The organism is Streptomyces galbus, assembly GCF_005280195.1.
In the GTDB taxonomy this organism is placed as follows: Bacteria; Actinomycetota; Actinomycetes; order Streptomycetales; family Streptomycetaceae; genus Streptomyces; species Streptomyces galbus.
Window position 1 is genome coordinate 133,625 of sequence record NZ_SZPR01000027.1, and the last position, 17,187, is coordinate 150,811.

A 17,187-nucleotide genomic window follows, 5' to 3' on the forward strand; every position below is an offset into this window, starting at 1 on the left:
TTTTCAAGATCTCTCGGCGGTTCGGCGGGAGGATCGCTCCGCCGCAGGTCAGACGGGCACGAGCGCCCCAGCGGAGCCGTCATCATCGTCGTCGTGCCCGCTACGTGCCCCAGGGGCAGGGTCGTGCCCGCTGAGCCAGGAGTCAGCGGCTGCGGCCACCTGGTCGTCGCGACCGGCGACGGGACGAGCGTAGTGCCGAGTGGTGACGCTCGCGTTCGAGTGGCCGAGTCGGTGAGCGGCGGTCATGACGCCGTACCGGTCGGCGACCCACGTCCCGTGTGAGGCGCGGAGGTCATGCGGGGTCACATCGGTCAGCCCGGCCGCCGAGACGGCAGGGTCGAAGTACGCCTTGCGCCACTGGTTGTAGCGCAGCGGCTTCCCCGCGGGCGTCGTGAACAGGAGCGCTTCATCACCGTCGGGCAAGGTCTCCAGGTGCCGGCCGAGCTTCTTCGCAAGCGACGGGCCAACTCGCAGGAGCCGCTTCTGATGCGATTTCGGGGTGTCGAAGACCAAGGTGCCGTTGGCTTCGGCCAGGTTCTCATCGACCAGGACGAAGCCGCCGGACACGTCGATGTCCACGCGTCGAAGGGCGAACGCCTCGCCGACACGTAGGCCCGCGTACGCGAGGAGGGCGATCAACAGGTCATGCGGCTTGGCGGCACTCCGGACGATCCGGGAGGCTTCGAGAGGGGTCAGGATGTGCGGTTCGGTCTGCGGCATCCTCGGCAACTTCACGCCCCGGCACGGCGTCTGCGGGATCATGTCGTTGTCGACGGCGGCCCGCATGATCTGCGAGAGCACCCGGTACGCCTGCCTGATCCGGGACGCGCTGAGTCCGTTGGTCTTCATCCCGCCGACCCACTCGACGACTGTGATCGGCCGGAGGCTGGACCGCTCACGGTCGCCGAGCGCCGGGACGATCAGCGAGTTGATCAGTGATCGGTACGTCGCTTGCGTCTTGTGCTTCAGCTGCGGAGAGACGGCGGCGAGCCAGCGGGACGACCAGTCGTGCACGGTCGTCTGCCCCTCAGCCGGATCGATCCACCGGCCCTCCTCGATCTCGATCCGCTTCCGGTTGAGCCAGCGGTCAGCGTCCGTCACCGTGGCGAACGTTCGATCACCGGGCCGGAGGACACCGTCAGGCCCGGGGTACCGGACCTGGAACCGGCCGGAGGGCAGCTTGCGGATACGGCCGAAGCTCCGGCGGGAGTTGCGCTTGCCGGCCATCAGGCAGCCCTCCTCAGTCCCGCAGGCCGCCCAACGAGCGGCTCCACGGTGTTGGCGTTCACGTATGCCTTTACGGCGCTTTCCGGGATGCGGACGTGCCGACCGACCTTGACGAAGGTGATGCGGCGTTCCTCGATGAGGCGGCGAGGGAAGCGGACACCGGTACCGAGCTGCTCGGCGACCTGGTCCACGGTGAGGAGGCGGTCCATCGTCAGCCCTCCCTCTCGCCGACGGACAGCGCAGCCAAGGCTTCCCGCGCCGTCTCACGGTTCAGTTGCAGGTCGCGCGCGATGGTCGCGGCGAGGAGGGACTCCCCAGGGGTGTGGCCGTGGCCGCCGTACTGCCAGTCCGCCAGGACGAGCACGGTGTCCGGTGCCTGGTCGTCGACGTCGATGCCGAGAGCCGCGCGCTCCTGCTCGGCGCGGAAGTCGGCACGTGCCTGGCGCAGGACCCCGAGGGTGGTCGAGTAGCGGCGGGACTTGCTGGAGAAGTGGCCGCGGAAGCCGAGCATGTGCGCCCAGGCCCAGAGCCGCCGGTCCGGGTACAGCGCGTCCAGGTCGCGGCATGCGGTGATCAGTCGGCGGGTGTGGGCCGGGACGCCGTGGCGGTCGAGTTCGGCGAGTTCGCCGATGCGGCGGTCGAGGGTGCCGGTGTTCTCGGCGGCTTTGGTCGCGTACTTGGCGACGTAGGAGGCAACGGCCTGTTCGGTCAGGTCGGAGCCGTCTCCGAACGCCTTAACGGGGCGTACGTCGAGCTGTCGGCCCCAGTGGAAGGTGCGGGCGGGCTGGTCATCGACGGCCGGGACGGAGACCGAGGTGTAACCATGCGCGGCAGCGGCTCGAATGGCGTCGTCGAGTAGCCGCACGGTGGCCCAGGAAGGCGGGGCGGAGTCCGGTCCGTCGGGACCGTCTATGCGGATGATGGCGTGGAAGTGGATCGCGCCGCGTTTCTGGAACTCGGCGACCTTGCCGTAGGAGAGGCGGGCGGCCTCTTGGAGCTCGCGTTGGGTGAGGCCGGCGCGGGCGGCGATCTCACGGCGGAGGCGGTTGGTGAAGCGCCGCCAGAGCTGTCCGGCGTGGTTGTTGAAGAGGACGGCGCCCGCGTAGTCGTACGTGGTCGGGTCGAGGGCGGTGCCCAGTTCGGGGGCGTCCGGCGTGTGGACGGTGCCGCAACGGCAGGTGCCGGAGTCGGGACGGTTGTGGACCGGGCCGAAGGAGGGGGCGGTGAGAGTGGCGAAGACGCGGGGGTGGTCGCGGACGGTGGCGGGGATGTCTCGGCGGTCGTCTCCGGCGAGGCCGGCGCGGATGAGGTGGTAGGTGTCGCCCGCGTAGGTCCGGGCGCAGGCCGGGCAGCGGGAGGCGCGGCGATTGCCGCAGGCGAGGCGGAGGCGTCCGCCCGGCTCCGAGGCGGTCGAGTAGTGATGCAGGGTGGCGCCGGTGGTCCTGTCCTTGTGGGTGGTCCAACCGGTGAGGTGGATGGGGTCGGCACAGCCGCCGGTGCGGCGGATCTGGTCTTCCCACCGGTGGTAGTCGGGGGCCGAAGCCACCCTCAGCAGGTCGCCGAGGGTGACCGGGTCGAGCAGGTCAGACACGAGCACCCTCCCGGTTGCGACGGGCAGGAACGGTGCCGGCGCCGTGGCAGGCACGGCAGTCGACGGTGATGATGCGCAGGTGGCCAGGTGGGGTGCGTCCGCCGGTCGTGATGGCGACGGAGTCGAAGCCGTCGCAGTTCGGGCAGATGCACGGTGCCGGGCGCGTGGGCTGCGGCATGCTGGAGCTTCCTTCCGGTTCCTTCGGGATCAGGTAGGGACGGCGCCCGGGCGGCGGATGCTTGGCGGTATCGGAGCCGCCCGGGGCCGGTCAGCGACGCTTGGCGTCGGCATTGAGCAAGGAGCGCAGGACGACGGCGCAGACGGCGACCGAGGCGCCGGTGATGGCGACCGCCAGGAGCATGGAGACCAGAACGGCGCCGACGACCAGGACCCCGATGGTGCCGCCGCCGACGAGAGCGAGCGCGGTGCCGGGAGTGAGCTGCACGACCGCCCGGGACGAGGCCGGGGCGGCGGAGGCCGGCGGCGGGACCGGGGTACCGGGCGTGACGGTGGTCGGCTCGACGACGACCGCGGTGGACGGCGTGACCAGGCCGGTCGGCTGGGGCATGGTCGGGAGCTGGGGCCGGAACATCAGCGGTTCTCCTTTCAAGTAGGCGGACGAGCGGGTTACTTGACGGCGGTGTCGATGACAGGGGCAAGGAGGCTGTCGGCGAGGAGGTAGCCGCCGAGAAGGAGTACGGCGATGAGCCACCAGGGCGGGCGGATGAGCTTGACGCCGAGGACTCCGACGCAGAGCAGGGCGAGCCAGAGCGGGACGTCCATGGCAGAACCTCCGGTCAGTTGATGCGGCAGCGGTGGGTACGGGCGGCGAGCTGGGCAGCGGAGCGGCTGGAGTAGTCGGCGGACCAGCCGCAGCCGTCGTTGGTGCACACCGCCGCGTGCACGGAGCAGCCGCGCCGGTCGCGGTGGGTGCCGATCTGCACCGGGCCAATGCGCATCACGGAGTGGAAGTGGTCGCGGGCGGGCATGTCAGTCGGTCTCCGTTCGGCTGGTCGTCGGGTCGGGGAAGGTGGCGCGGAGTCCGGCGGCGGTGGCCGGTCGGGGCGTGAGCCGGGCGGCTTCCTCGGCGAGCAGGTGGGCGAGGTAGGGCCTGCCTGCGGCGACCATGTCGTGGACGCCGTCGAGGTAGTCGGCAACGGTCAGCCCGTAGGGGTCGGTGGCCATGGGTGGTGCCTTCCTGTCAGGTGAGCCGGGCGGCAATGGCGTCGGCGAGCTGGGGCGGGACGCCGAGGCGAGCGCGCAGGGTGTCGGAGTCGATCGGGGTACCGGTTCGCTGCTCGTGGTCGTCGGCGACCTTGCGGGCGTGATCGACCAGCGCGGCCGGGACCGGAGGAGCGGACACCGCAGGCGGAACCGGTACGGGCTCAGGCTCGGATGCGATAAGCGCGGCGGGCTCCCTGGTATCGGCCCCGGACGCGGGGGCGTGCTCCTGGTCGTCCTCGGCGGCCGGGGGGCCGGGTGCGGGGTCGGTGTCGGCCCGCGCTTCCGGCTCGACGTGCGCGGGCGTGTGGGCGAGGAGGGTGCCGCCTAGGAAGGCGAGCGCGGGCCAGGCGGCGACGAGGATGCGTAGCCAGGCCGGGACGGTGTGCAGGTCGAGAAGGCCGGCGGTGGCGACGTTGGCGCCGAGTGAGGCGACCAGAGCGATGACGAACCAACACCAGGCCAGTCGGGTCGGTCCGTCGGTGCGCAGTCGACGCCAGGCGGCGACCAGCAGCAGGTCGACGCTGATCGGGTAGGCCCAGGCTTTCCAACCGTCCTGTCCGGCAGCGGCGGCGAGGTCGTGAAGGTGGGCGAAGGACAGCGCCCCCGCGATGACGGCCTGGACGAGGACGGCGTCGACGCGGAGAGCGGGGCGGGCCATCACGGTTCCCTTTCTGTCGTCAGGCATGGCCGGGGTAGGGATCTGGCACGAGGGTGGTCGCACCGACCGAGGCAGGGGTGACGTTCAGGCCGTGGCGGGGGCTGACTTGGTCAGCCGGACCCGGGCCGGGGGTACCGCGGCGACGGCGGGGCGGAAGGCCGCCAGCGCAGGCACGTCGGGGGTGCGATGGGCGTGCTTGTTGCAGATGTTGACGGCGTCGCGCAGCGAGGTGTGCGGGGCGCGGATGCGATGCCAGCCGCCGGTGGAGTCTCCGGCGACGGCCAGCCCGCGCGTCTCGGGGGGAATCTGGATCGCGGCCAGCACAGCGTCAGGCGCAATATCGCCGAAGGCCATGTTCGCGGATGTCTCGTCGTTGACGCGATGGGCGGTACGACCGGTGAGCTGGGCGCGGAGCATGGTGATGCCCTTGCCGAGTTCGGAGCCGAAGCGCTGCCCGCAGACCTCCAGGTAGATACCGGCCGCGCGACCGAGCTGGGCGAGGCGGACCAACGCGGTGATGATCCGGTCCCGTCGCTTCTCTTCGTCCTTGGTGGCGTACAAGGCGAGTTCGGCGACCTCGTCGACCAGGACCACTATCGGCACCGGCCGCAGATCCTCGGGCAGGTCCCAAATGTCGGAGGCGATCTCCGCATCCGGCACGGCGACGCTGATGCGCTGCTCGGCGCGGATGAGCTGATAGACGTCCGCCATGTGCCCGACAAGTGCTTCCAACAGCTCCAGGGCGGTATCGGGATCGTCAGCCAGCGCGGAGAACCGGCGGGCAAGCGGGAACAGCTCCACCCCTTGCTTGCAGTCGATGCCGACCAGGGCGACGTGTTGCGCGGCGAGGCCGACCACCAGGTTGCGCTGGTAGACCGACTTCCCGGACTCCGTGGCGCCGAGGGTCAGCCCGTGCGGGACGGTCCGGTAGTCGCGGTAGTGGACCGAGCCGTCCTCGCGCAGGGCTACCGGGACACGCATCGGCCCTGTGTCGAACTTGGCGGGCATCTGCACCCGCTTCAGCACGTCGTAGCCGGTCATGCGTACCTCGACGACCCCGGAGCGGATCTCGCGGGATGTGACGCCGTACAGCCCGAAGGAGTGGCGGAGCCGGTCGGTGGCGGCGGCGACGTCGAAGGCGTCCTGCCCCGGCCTGAGCTTGAGACGGAGCACCAGGCCGGTGCGGGTCGGACGCAGCCGCAGGATGCGCGGCGCCCGAAATTCCGGCGTCTGCCGACCGGTCATGCGAGCCAGGGCCAGCCGCCACCGAGCCGGCGGAACGGTCAGCCCGCACGCGTCCATCACCGTCGTGTACCGGACCAGGACTCGCACGGTGGCGAGGGTGACGCCGAAGGAGAGCCAGTACCAGGCGGGGCGCCGCCACCGCAGGAGACCCGCAGCGGCAGCGACCACCAGCACAGTGACCAGTAACCAGGTGGTCATGATCAGGCCGCCTTCGCGCCCGCAGCGGCCAGCGAGGTCACAGCGACCGCGCGGAAGGCGATGCCGTGCCGCTTCTGGCCGTTGAACTCGTTCTCCCACGGCCGGGCGATCAGACCCGTGAGCGCAACCGGAGTCCCCATGGCCAGCTCACCGGAGATTCCAGTCTCCGGAACGGTGACGGACAGGATCTCGACCTCGTCGTTGGCCGCGAACATCACGTCCACGGTCATCAGCTTCACGCCGTCGGCGTCCAAGGCGATCTCACCGGTACGGCGGTCACGCACCTTGGGCTGAGCGGGCTTGGCAACCATGACGATCGCGGCGGAGGTGTCGACGGGGATCTGACGCATGATGGAGGTCCCTTCCAAGGGCGGGAGCGGCGCACTTGCTTGGCGGTGGGTCGCCGCTCCTGAGCAGTGATGGCATGCCGCAGCAAAGCGGCGGGATAGAGCTGCACTTCCTTCTGGTGCGCACCAGAAGGTTCCCTCTGGTGCGCACCAGTTGTCAAGCACGGTCGCTGGTCCGGCGCTTCAACTCGCCTGCCTGCGACACTTCAAGAGAAGCGCGGCGAGGAACGGTCCGGTAGTCAACAGGGGTTAACAGCAACCCCGTTAACCCCTGTCGACCTGCGATGATGTGAGGCATGCTGCTGTTACGGATCAACACCCCAACGTGGAGCGGCAGTACACGATGAGTGGACTCAGGGCAGCACGGACGGCGCGGGAATGGTCGCAGGAGCGCCTGGTGCGGGAGATCGAACGCCATGCGCGCCAGCACATGCTGACCGTTGCCTCAACCGCGAGTTTGCGAGTGTACGTATCGGAGTGGGAGAACGGCCGCCGGACGATCTCCAGCCGCTACGCCAAGATCCTCCGCGCCCTGCTCGGAGTCACCGACGCCGAACTGACCGGCGCACCGCAGTCACCGCCGGCACTCACCCCGGCCGATGGATACGACGAGCTGATCAGCCGTATCGACGAGGCTCGAAACGTAAGCCTGACCATGGTCAAGACGTTCATGGACCAGACCGAGTTACTCCGAACCATCGACCGGCAGATGGGCGCCGCAAGCCTGGTCGACGAGATGACCGCCCACCTGTCGCGACTGGAAGACGCCCTCACCTTCGCGGTACTCCCGGAGACCCGGCGTCCGGTCGCCCTGGCCCTGGCCGGTGCAGCGACCCTGGCCGCCTGGCAGGCCCTCGACGTCGGCGCGGTCGAGCGAGCCTGGCGGCACTACGAGCTGGGGAAGCGGGCCGCCCAGGAGGCCGAGGAGCCCATGTACCTCGCGCACGCCACCGCCGAGCAGGCATATGTACTCTGCGACGCCGGACGCCCCGAGACAGCCGTCCACCTGGTCCGAGAGGCGCAAAGGCTCGGCGGACAGCGCATGTCCCCGCGCCTCCGGGCGTGGCTGTACGCAGCTGAAGCGGAGATCTGCGCCCGAGCAGGACTCCCCGACGACTGCCAACGAGCCCTTGAGCTCGCGACGCGGCATCTGCCCGCAGGAGAGGACGCCCGAGACCCCGACATGCTGAGCATCTTCCTCAACGAAGGCCACCTGACCAGGTGGCGAGGAAGCGCACTCGCCCTGGCCGGCGACGCCGAAGCCGTGAGCAGCCTGTACGCCGCGCTGGACACCACGGACCCCACGTTCATCAGGGCATCGGCGGGTCTCCGTTGCGACCTGGCCCAGGCCCACATCGCCCGCGGCGAGTACGGCGAGGCACAGAAGCACCTGCGGCAGGCCCGACTGGTGGCAAGTCGAACCGGGTCAGTGCGTCACCGGCGTCGGATCGAGCAGCTCATGCAGCGGATGTAGGCGAGGTGCCGGCGCCCCGTGAAGCGAGCACATGGAGAAGGGCGACCAGGGTCCCCGACCCCATCAGCTGACCACGGGCCATCAGTCCAGGAACGTCGGACAGAGGAACCCAGGCAATGTGCCCGGCCTCTTCCAGGTCGGTCGGCTCCCCGACGAGTTTGGCTCCACGGCCGACGAAGATCTCATGCGGCGAGTCGACCATGCCGACCATGGGCTGGTAAGTGACCACGTGCTCAAGCTCGTTCGGTCGCCATCCGGTCTCTTCCTCGACTTCACGGAGGGCCGTCTGAAGGGGTTCCTCACCCTGGTCGACGATGCCACCGGGGAGCTCCCAGCCGAAGGAGTCGGGGACGAACCGATACCGCCACATCATGAGGACGCGGTCCTGTTCGTCGATGACCGCGGCGATGGCTACGTGGTGGAGTTTCACTACGTGATGTTCGAACCGGTCGACGCCGGGCGGCTCGACGTCAACGAGGCTCAGCTTCACCCAGCGGTTGTCATACAGCGTCCGCTCACCATGGATCTGCCAGGGCTCCACATCAGCCGGCGCCTCCGTGGACACGGACCGATCCGGCACCCGGTAGGAGCTCCGGCCGTGAACCTCGACGAGGCCCTCAGCAACGAGCTTGGCCAGCACCTGACGCAGGGCCGTGCGGCCGATCTCCAGCTCTTCCGACAGAGTCCGCTCGGACGGGAGCTTGGAACCTGGCGAGTACTTGCCCGCAGCGATCCACTCACGAATCGTGCGGTAGACCCGCTCCGACTTGGGTCCCATCCGGCGAGCACGCTCCCTGTCGTCCTGTTATGTCGACCACCACAACTGTAGCTGTGGACCACTCACGCGAGTAGATGGACGAAGCGCCGACGATCAGTCCGCTGCCAAGCGCGGTACAACTTTCCCTACTTGATCAAGGCGGCTCGCTCCGCTCACCGCGCGCGGCCCGGCCCCCGGCCGGGCCTGCGCTCCTGTCTCCGCCCCGCTCCAGCCCGGCCGGCGCCCATGCCGCGCTCACAGCAATCAGCCGCCTCAGGCAAGAGAAAGGGGTACGTCGTGGCTGGGGCGGCCGGCTCCGCGATTTGAGGCAGCCACTTCGGCGCGAGCCTCGAAGATCATGGCCCCAACGTCGTGCTTTACCGGGCAGGTCCACAGACTGCCCGACGCGCCGGAAGCTTACGGGACCATGATCACTCGCGCCGAAGCAGCTCCAGCCCAAAATCGCTCCACCGACCTCTCGACCACGCACAAGTCGTCGGCGCAGAGACGTGGTTGGCCGTTGGCGATCAAGGTGCCCGGAGCGTTACAGTCGCCTTGCGCAGCGCCCGCCGGAGACAACGTCAGGGTGCGCCCACCAAGAGCATCCCGCCACGGCGGAGGACCGCCAACCTTCGATCGCGCTCTTGATGCGAGGGGGTTCGGGGACCGGCCCGGACCCCCTCAGCCATGCCTCGCACGTCCGATCACGTGCCAGTCGGGCAGGGACTCACGGCGGGCAGGGTACGTGCCCTTGACTGGGTCATTGAGACTCCACCGACCTCAGTCTTCAAACCCTCAACGCTAAGCCCCCCAGAGCCCACCACACCGACTGAAAACCAGGCCCGGGCAAATATTCGGCACCTTATCTCCGCGCGTTCCCGTGTGACCACCTCTGCCGAATCAATGGTTGCAAAGCAAGGTAGGACCGATAAGCGTCTCTGGGAGATGTCCCGTCTACCCTGGAACGGAAAAGATCGAAAGCGCTTCGCATTAGAACTTTGTCAGCACTCCATGCGCCAACAAGAATCCTGTTCTGTACCCATTTTTCGACCGTCGCCTTGTAGAGCATCAAATTGAACTCACGCACAGCACTAGTACATATGAGGGCGATTTTTTGTAGGTGGGCGAAATCCAATACGATCTGTGTCGTTTCCTCCCTACTCCTCAAGCCCAACGCTTTAGCATTTCCTCGACTTAGCACGCCATGCGAATGCACACTCGCATGGCGAATATGGCACACAACGTCGAAATTATTAAGAGCAATCGCAAGGGAACTGTGCGGCTGCCACGAAAAACCCAGAAGAGAGCCACTTCTCTTCTTGATTTCAGACTCACTGGCAAAGCTAACGCCTTCAAACAATCCCATTCCCAACTTGCTGGGCCCGTAGTAGTCCACCGCCCCTAGGGCAATCAGCTGGTCAGCGACCTTCTCTCTAACGAGGGGACAGGTATTTATTAGCCCCAAGAAGATGGATCTGAAGTAGGATTCTGTCCCCGTCACAATTCCCAGCGCCAGCAGCCTGCCGAGGGTGTCGTTCTTTGCGAGGGCATCAGGGAGCCCAAGGCGCAGCACGTCACTCAGGTTTCCATAGAATGCATCAATAGGGCTATCACCGGTCTCAGACTTCACGCAGCACGCCGAAAACTCTGCGTTTGTGGTCTCGGGTGGCAGATTAACCCTCTCCCAGGCCGCCGAAACGGAGTTAACGTTGTGCTTTTTAGACACTTACGAACTCCTCAGCGTAGCGCTTAATTCGCTTAGCCCACACCGGACCAATATGCGGCACTCGGCGAATCTGTACATTCTCCTCGTCGAGCAAAATGTCATTCACGGTACGAATCTCGGTATACTTGAGCAGTCCGTCGCGCTTTTTCTTCGTCAGAGGCAGATTCTCAATCGGAGCCTTGAGTAGCTCTTCGTAAATTGACGCCGTTCTCAACTGGCGACCGCACTTCATACAGAACTGTGCGTCCTCGGAGTAGCGTGGCGCGCCACAATTTTGACATGGAAGTAGGTCCAGAGTGCACCTATCCTCGTAGTCTGCACCCAGAACATTAGTGGGTTGTAGCCGCGAGAAGGCGTGCGCGTCGCGAGTAACTAGAGCAGAAATGATGTCCGTAACAGAGAATGCCCTGCCCAGACTGAGCGCATTTCCTTCAATCAGGATCGCATAGTGGAGCGTGTATCGATGGAACACACCTTTCACACCCCGCGATACCGTGTGGGCATCGCGCAGAATGCCAGCATATTCCAGCATGGCGACCATGCGGGTTAGCTTTGCATCCATGGGCTCATGGAAAGCGATAACTGTTGCTCTAGAGCGATCACGTCTGGCTGCGTTGAAGATTTGCAGCTGCCGAACGGAACCCGCTTCCAACTCCTGCCCGAACTCTACGAAGTGTCTGTATCGAGGAAGCTTACCGGCGAGGGTGCTAAAGATTTGGCGGACAGAGGCAGCATGGTCGGAAATTGCAACCTCAGCCATTTTCCGCGTAGGGTTATGGCTTTCATCCTCTTCAACTCCTAGTAGCTGCGAAAGCATGACTAGGAAACCGCGCGGCAATCCGAAGGAGGCCAGAGCGAGGTAATCAACCAGCTCCTCGCGCCCCTTTAGCCTTTTCAAATGAGAGGGCGGAATTCGGCGGTTTACGATCTCGCGCATGACTTCGAGGTAGCCGTCTTCATCCGGACGAAGCCAGGACTCGACGAGTTCGGCCTCATGTCCGACATGGAAATTCGGCGAGTAGCTTGTGATGCCTGGATAAACGGCGGCCTTCGCCGATACTGTCCGCGACCGAAGTTCTCGGAAGATTTCGAAGAATTCCCGTTGCTGGTCTGGCGAAAAAGCATGTGCCGCATCGTCTAGGAGTAGGACACATCTTTTCATGCCACTAACCTGCGTCCACGATTCCAGGGCATGTAGAAGCTCGGTCGGCGTAGTGTAGACGTCAGGGATAGAGTCTGCAGTTCCTGCTTCTAGTGCCTTGATATACGCTTGGGCGTCTGCTGTCAGCTCCTCTAGCGTATGGGGGATTGCTCGTTCGCCCTCTATTAGGGCTTCCTTAACGCCAACGGCAATCTTGAGTAGAACCCATTGGCGAAACAATTGCAGAGCGTTCGCCGATTTATGAAACAGAGGCTCCAACGCTAGGGACCTACTGTAATTAACGTAGACGCCGAGATGGGTCCCTTCCTCCTGGAGCTCGAAGTAGGCGCGGCGCAGCAGGGTGGATTTCCCGCAACCTCGCGGGCCGATGAGCAGTTTCGCGCCTGGCCCTTTGAGCTTTGCAAGGATGGCTCTATCTGCTTTTGTCGATGCCGTCCACGCCGCTAGTTCACCCTTAGAGAGGTACTCGGCGCGCTCTTCGAAGACATTAGCCGTCAGGGGCTCGATCGGGGTGTTTGCCATTCCTTGCCCACGGGTAGATTATGAGTTTTCCGCTACTAGCTCACTGTGTGTCTACGCTCGGGACCTACGAAGGAAGGGCCCCATGCGCCGCCCACAGATGGAAACTATCTCCCACTCTGGGTGCAGGACGCAATGACACTGACGAGCAAATAAAAGGCGACAGGCGCGCCAGCTCTGACGACGACGCCAGCGCACAAGGCCGCCTGATCCCTGGCTGAGTGACCGCAGCCCGAGCAGCGCTGGCATCGTCCGTGCAACAGGGCGTATGCGGAGGGCGGCGACGCCGTGTGACGCGATGCGACGCTCCACAGGCCGTTGATGCTGTCCAGTCCACAGGGTCATTAGCGCACAAGTCCACCACTCGGCGCAGCTAGGTTGGGCGAATCAAGCAGTCGCGGCCGACGCAGTCGTGTGCACTCGTATGTGCACCGGACGCGCACCAAACAGAGCGGAGAGCAGCGGGGAACCACGGCGAAGGCGGCCAGCTCCGGCGAGGCCGTATCAGAGCCGTTCGACCAGGTCAGCGCCTAATCCGGTCCCGAGAACTCGCAGCTTCCCAAGCTGCGGGCCTCGACGCCGCCGGCGCAGGCCAGCTTTGTAGCTTGGTCGGGGCGGAGCGCAGTGCGGTCGAAACCCCATGCTTGGCGTGGCGCTTCGCACTAGTCTCCGACCATGGCGAGCACGACATGCGGATGGTGTGGACGGTTGGCTCACATGAGGCCGGTTGGGAGTTCCGAGGTGATCCCCGACCACAACAGCCGTCTCAACGTAGGGTTCGAGACCTATCAGTGTGCCAACTGCCGTCGTCTGGTGCTCGCTTACGGGTGGACAGACTTCCAGCCTACGAACGATTGGGACGAGGCCCCCTCCGATCTCTGGAACCACCCCCAAGCCCGGGAGCCACGATGGCTTCCTCCCGCGATGTCCAACAGGACGTTCCCGGATGTACCCGCAGACGTCGAGTCGCTCGCAGTTGAAGCGCACGACTGCCTGGCGATCAAGGCGGACCGAGCCGCCGTCACACTTGCGCGGGCCGTGGTCGAGGCATCCGCGAAGAAAAAGGGGATCACCAAAGGGAACCTGATCGCGAAGATTGATGAGCTTCACAAGCAGGGGCTACTGCGCGGGCACATCAAGGAAGCAGCCCACGAAGTGCGCTTCGGCGGTAACGAGACGGCTCATGGCGATCTCACCCCAATTGATCACGAGATGGCCGAAGAGATCTTGACGCTCATGGATGAAGTGCTCAACGATCTGTTTCAGTCACCAGCTCGCGTTACACGTGCCCAGCAGCGGCGCCTAGAGCGTTCCCAGGCGCTCTCGGGGCCGGCTAACGCCGCTGCGCCAGAGGGAAAACCGAATAGCTGAAGTTACGTTGGCGTGCTCACAACGGCACCCACACGTCGGCGAGAGACGACATCGAGTGAGTGTCCAACTGCGTGACAACGCCGCAGAACGCTGGCGGACAACCACGTACGCCTGTGGACCATCACAGCAACTCAGCGGGCCACGACCCCAAGGCCGAGCCCCCGTCCAAGTTGCTTCGGGACGAAGAGGTCGTGCCAGGACCATGCCAGATCCTGCGGGGAACCACGGGGAATGACAGGGACCAGGCCGCCGGTCAGCCAGGCCCCGGGGCCGCTCCACCGCAGGTCAGCTCAGCAACCACCCATAGAGAACCCAAGCTTCCCAAGCTGATTGCCGTGGGCGCAGGGCCGGACAACTGTCACAACCCAAAGATGCAAACTGGCGCTCCTGCTCGCCGTGGCCACGTCAGAATCGGTTCATGGGGCGTTGCGTTGGTGTGACACGGCAAGGGCAAGCATGCCGTAATGCTGCGGGCTGGAACGGCTTCTGCCACCTACACGGCGGTGCCAGGCGAAGTCGGGCACCCAGGCTCCGCCGGCCTCCAGCACCCGCAGGCGTGACGCACGGTTTGGGGCCTCAGCGCCTGAGGCGACGGGCAGGCTGGATGTGGAGACTGCGGTATCTCTGCGTGAGCTGGTTCGAAGTGCTGTGCAGCGCTATCGGTCGGCTCCGGCGACGTTAGAGACTGGGGCGGAGCTTCGGCGGCTGGGCCGTCCCTGGGCCGTCCGAGGCCGCTCGACAGTGGCCAATGACGACCAAAGGCGACCACCAGGCGCACGACCCCACCGCTTCTGAGCAGCAAAAACCCAGCTCACCAAGATCCCCGACAGGACCCAGGGCAAGAAGACAGGTCGTCCCTCCCCTTTGAGGCTTCGCCGCTCGTGGTGACGTGGTGTCGCGTATTAGCTGAGTTTTGTGGGTTCATACGGTGGGCGGGAGTCTTCGCGTGCCAGCATGGTCGGTCCGGAGCTTCATGACGGATCTTTCTCAGGGGTGGGTTGTGCAGGCTGCTGTGCGATGGCTGGTGGCGGTGGTGGGGTCGGCGCTGGCGTTCGCTGGGGTGGCGGTGCCGTGGGCGGTGCTGGTCAAGGGGGGTGATGATCCGTGGGATGTGATCGGTCCGGTGGCGGGTGTGGTGGCGGCGGGGGTGCTGGCGGCTCTGGGCTGGTGGGCGTCGCAGGCCGGCGGGGCCGGGACGCGCCGGGTGCGGCAGTCGGCCCGCGGCGGAGGCCGTATCCGGCAGACGGGCGGCAGCCAGGGTGCAGGGTCCGGGACACCGGGTGCCGTAGTGCGTGAGGACGTGCGGCAAAGGGCCCGCTCCGATGGTGCGGGGGACATCGATCAGGTCGGCGGGAACCGGGGCTGAGGCAAGGGGCAGGTATGTCGGCCGGTTGGGGACAGCGGCGTGCACGGCAGACGGCGCAGGCGCACGGGGATGTGACGCAGGTGGCCGGGGACATGCATGTGCATCCCGCGCCGGTGCGGGGTTCGTCGGTCGAGTGGCCGGTGTGGGTGGGGGATGTGCCGCGCCCGGCCGCTGCTTTCCAGCCCCGTACCCAGGTGAGCAAGAAGGCGAAGGCGGCGCGTGGCGAGGGCCGTGACGTGGTGCTGTCCGGTCTTGGCGGAGTGGGCAAGAGCCAGCTCGCGGCGGCGCTGGCGCGGGAGCTGCGGGATCAGGAGCGTTCCGGTGAGGCCGGACTGGATGTGCTGGTGTGGGTGCGCGCCACCAGCATCGATCAGGTCGTCAGCGCATACGCGGAAGCCGCCGACCGGTTGCAGCTTCCCGGAGCGGTCCCGGACGACGAGGACGAGGCGGCGCGGCTGTTTCTGCGGTGGCTGACGGCGACCGATCGGCGGTGGCTGGTGGTGCTGGACGACATCAGCGACCCCGACTGGCTCTGGGAGTGGTGGCCCGACTGCGGGAGCGGCCGCGGCTGGGTCCTGGCCACCACCAGACGCGAGGACGCCCAGTTCAGCGGAGGGGGCCGCGCCCTGATCCGGATCGGCCTCTACACCGACTCCGAGGTCCGCGCCTACCTGAAGCGTCGGCTCACCGATGCCGGCCAGGGCCACCTGCACCAGCCCGACCGGGCGGGCGAGATAGCGGCCGAACTCGGTCACCTTCCCCTCGCGCTCGGCCACGCCGCCGCGTATCTCATCAACAAACGGCGCACCATGGCCGACTACCTCTCCCTGCTGCGCGACACCGGCAGCCGACTGGGAGACCTCCTGCCGGAGAGCGCGGACACCGAAGGCTACGGCCGGCCCGTCACCGCCTCACTGCTGCTCTCCCTCGACGCCGTCGAGGAAGCCGACACCAGTCACCTGGCCAGGCCCCTGCTCCACCTCGCCTCCCTCATGGACCCCCTCGGCCACCCCGCCACCGCATGGACCACGCCCAAAGCCCTGGACCACCTGCGCACTGCCCGCCCCCCACAGCGCCGCTGGCTGCGCAAACACCACCCACCCGTCACCGAGACGGAAGTACACAAGGCGCTGGAACATCTGCGCACCTACGCCCTGATCACCCAGGACACTGACACCGCTCCCCTGCGTATGCACGCCCTGGTCGCCCGCGCTGTCCGGGAGACCATCCCAACCGGCCTACTGTCCGCCACCGCCCGCGCCGCCGCCGACGCCCTCACCAGTCTGTGGCCCCGCCACGACCACGAGGAACGGGAACTGGCCGCCCTGCTGCGCGCCAATGTAGTCCACCTCGACCGGCTCACCCGGCCGGCCCTATGGCAGCCCACCATCCACTCATGCGTCTATCGGGTGAGCGGCAGCCTGACCGAAGCAGGCCTCTACCGCCAGGCGGTCGAGTACGACGAAACCGCCCTCCGCCTCAGCAGCAGCATCCACGGATCCGACCACCCTGACACTCTCACCGCTCGCCACAACCTCGCCGCCTCCTACGGCGCTGCCGGGCGCATCCAGGACGCCCTCGACCTGCGCGAGCGGGTCCTGACCGACTACGAGCGGGTCCTGGGTCCTGACCACCCTGACACTCTCACCGCTCGCCACAACCTCGCCGCCTCCTACGGCGCTGCCGGGCGCATCCAGGACGCCCTCGACCTCGGCGAGCGGGTCCTGACCGACTACGAGCGGGTCCTGGGTCCCGACCACCCCGACACCCTCGACGCCCGCCACAACCTCGCCATCTCCTATAGCGATGCCGGGCGCATCCAGGACGCCCTCGACTTGCGCGAGCGGGTCCTTGCCGACCGGGAGCGGGTCCTGGGTCCGGACCACCCCGCCACCCTCACCGCTCGCCACAACCTCGCCGTCTCCTACGGCGCTGCCGGGCGCATCCAGGACGCCCTCGACCTGCGCGAGCGGGTCCTTGCCGACTACGAGCGGGTCCTGGGTACCGACCACCCCGACACCCTCGACGCCCGCCACAACCTCGCCATCTCCTACGGCGCTGCCGGGCGCATCCAGGACGCCCTCGACCTAGGCGAGCGGGTCCTTGCCGACCGGGAGCGGGTCCTGGGTCCCGACCACCCCGCCACCCTCACCGCTCGCCACAACCTCGCCGTCTCCTACGGCGCTGCCGGGCGCATCCAGGACGTCCTCGACTTGCGCGAGCGGGTCCTTGCCGACCGGGAGCGGGTCATGGGTCCCGACCACCCCGCCACCCTCAAAGCCCGCCACAACCTCGCCAACTCCTACGGCATTGCCGGGCGCG

17 protein-coding genes are annotated in these 17,187 nt (G+C 66.7%); 4 read left to right on the forward strand and 13 right to left on the reverse strand.

Translation table 11 applies throughout. The features are described 5' to 3' along the window. Window positions 1–48: 48 nt before the first annotated feature. The 10 genes from E4U92_RS30080 to E4U92_RS30130 all read right to left on the reverse strand — a co-directional run bounded on the left by E4U92_RS30080 (window position 49) and on the right by E4U92_RS30130 (window position 6,493). Window positions 49–1,227: a tyrosine-type recombinase/integrase gene (locus tag E4U92_RS30080; RefSeq protein ID WP_137303583.1), complete on the reverse strand. Its 1,179-nt coding sequence runs from the start codon at window positions 1,225–1,227 to the stop codon at window positions 49–51. After that, window positions 1,227–1,436 (reverse strand): helix-turn-helix domain-containing protein, encoded by a 210-nt coding sequence (locus tag E4U92_RS30085; RefSeq protein ID WP_137303584.1) that lies wholly within the window; start codon window positions 1,434–1,436, stop codon window positions 1,227–1,229. Before E4U92_RS30085 ends, E4U92_RS30080 begins: the two co-directional genes overlap by 1 nt. 2 nt (window positions 1,437–1,438) lie before the next feature. Beyond that, the gene (gene repSA / locus E4U92_RS30090) at window positions 1,439–2,818 is read right to left on the reverse strand and encodes a replication initiator protein RepSA (protein ID WP_373311540.1); all 1,380 of its coding nucleotides are present in this window, start codon (window positions 2,816–2,818) and stop codon (window positions 1,439–1,441) included. 268 nt (window positions 2,819–3,086) lie between these two features. Further along, the gene (locus E4U92_RS30100) at window positions 3,087–3,410 is read right to left on the reverse strand and encodes a SpdD-like protein (protein ID WP_137303587.1); all 324 of its coding nucleotides are present in this window, start codon (window positions 3,408–3,410) and stop codon (window positions 3,087–3,089) included. A 35-nt stretch (window positions 3,411–3,445) separates the two neighbouring features. After that, window positions 3,446–3,601, reverse strand: a complete 156-nt coding sequence (locus E4U92_RS30105; RefSeq protein ID WP_137303588.1) for a hypothetical protein — start codon at window positions 3,599–3,601, stop codon at window positions 3,446–3,448. A 14-nt stretch (window positions 3,602–3,615) separates the two neighbouring features. Beyond that, a complete protein-coding gene (locus E4U92_RS30110) occupies window positions 3,616–3,807 on the reverse strand; it encodes a mobile element transfer protein (protein ID WP_137303589.1) in 192 nt (63 codons plus the stop codon). Between the two features lies 1 nt (window position 3,808). After that, window positions 3,809–4,003, reverse strand: a complete 195-nt coding sequence (locus E4U92_RS30115; protein ID WP_137303590.1) for a hypothetical protein — start codon at window positions 4,001–4,003, stop codon at window positions 3,809–3,811. 16 nt (window positions 4,004–4,019) lie between these two features. Next, window positions 4,020–4,700, reverse strand: a complete 681-nt coding sequence (locus E4U92_RS30120) for a DUF2637 domain-containing protein (RefSeq protein WP_137303591.1) — start codon at window positions 4,698–4,700, stop codon at window positions 4,020–4,022. Between the two features lie 84 nt (window positions 4,701–4,784). Then, window positions 4,785–6,143, reverse strand: a complete 1,359-nt coding sequence (locus tag E4U92_RS30125) for an FtsK/SpoIIIE domain-containing protein (protein WP_137303592.1) — start codon at window positions 6,141–6,143, stop codon at window positions 4,785–4,787. Window positions 6,144–6,145: 2 nt separating this feature from the next. Beyond that, a complete protein-coding gene (locus tag E4U92_RS30130) occupies window positions 6,146–6,493 on the reverse strand; it encodes an SCO3933 family regulatory protein (protein WP_137303593.1) in 348 nt (115 codons plus the stop codon). A 427-nt stretch (window positions 6,494–6,920) separates the two neighbouring features. Between E4U92_RS30130 and E4U92_RS30135 the strand changes: the two genes are divergently transcribed. After that, a complete protein-coding gene (locus tag E4U92_RS30135) occupies window positions 6,921–7,964 on the forward strand; it encodes an NsdA family TPR-like regulatory protein (protein ID WP_174864060.1) in 1,044 nt (347 codons plus the stop codon). On the opposite strand, the gene E4U92_RS30140 is transcribed toward E4U92_RS30135, so the two are convergent. The 3 genes from E4U92_RS30140 to E4U92_RS30150 all read right to left on the reverse strand — a co-directional run bounded on the left by E4U92_RS30140 (window position 7,948) and on the right by E4U92_RS30150 (window position 12,131). After that, entirely contained in the window at window positions 7,948–8,742 is a 795-nt protein-coding gene (locus tag E4U92_RS30140; RefSeq protein WP_137303594.1) for a GntR family transcriptional regulator, read from the reverse strand. The genes E4U92_RS30135 and E4U92_RS30140 overlap by 17 nt on opposite strands. An 841-nt stretch (window positions 8,743–9,583) precedes the next feature. Continuing rightward, window positions 9,584–10,447 (reverse strand): RNA-binding protein, encoded by an 864-nt coding sequence (locus E4U92_RS30145; RefSeq protein ID WP_137303595.1) that lies wholly within the window; start codon window positions 10,445–10,447, stop codon window positions 9,584–9,586. Next, window positions 10,440–12,131, reverse strand: coding sequence for a zinc ribbon domain-containing protein (locus E4U92_RS30150; protein ID WP_137303596.1), 1,692 nt, complete (start codon window positions 12,129–12,131; stop codon window positions 10,440–10,442). The genes E4U92_RS30145 and E4U92_RS30150 overlap by 8 nt, the downstream gene beginning before the upstream one ends. A 921-nt stretch (window positions 12,132–13,052) precedes the next feature. On the opposite strand from E4U92_RS30150, the gene E4U92_RS36035 reads away from it, so the two are divergent. From E4U92_RS36035 to E4U92_RS30160, 3 genes are all read left to right on the forward strand, one after another. Beyond that, the gene (locus E4U92_RS36035) at window positions 13,053–13,499 is read left to right on the forward strand and encodes a DUF4145 domain-containing protein (protein ID WP_168725222.1); all 447 of its coding nucleotides are present in this window, start codon (window positions 13,053–13,055) and stop codon (window positions 13,497–13,499) included. Window positions 13,500–14,472: 973 nt separating this feature from the next. After that, entirely contained in the window at window positions 14,473–14,865 is a 393-nt protein-coding gene (locus tag E4U92_RS36040) for a hypothetical protein (protein WP_168725223.1), read from the forward strand. A gap of 92 nt (window positions 14,866–14,957) precedes the next feature. Beyond that, window positions 14,958–17,187: tetratricopeptide repeat protein (locus E4U92_RS30160; RefSeq protein ID WP_168725224.1), on the forward strand; the 2,230-nt coding region annotated here is incomplete at its 3' end.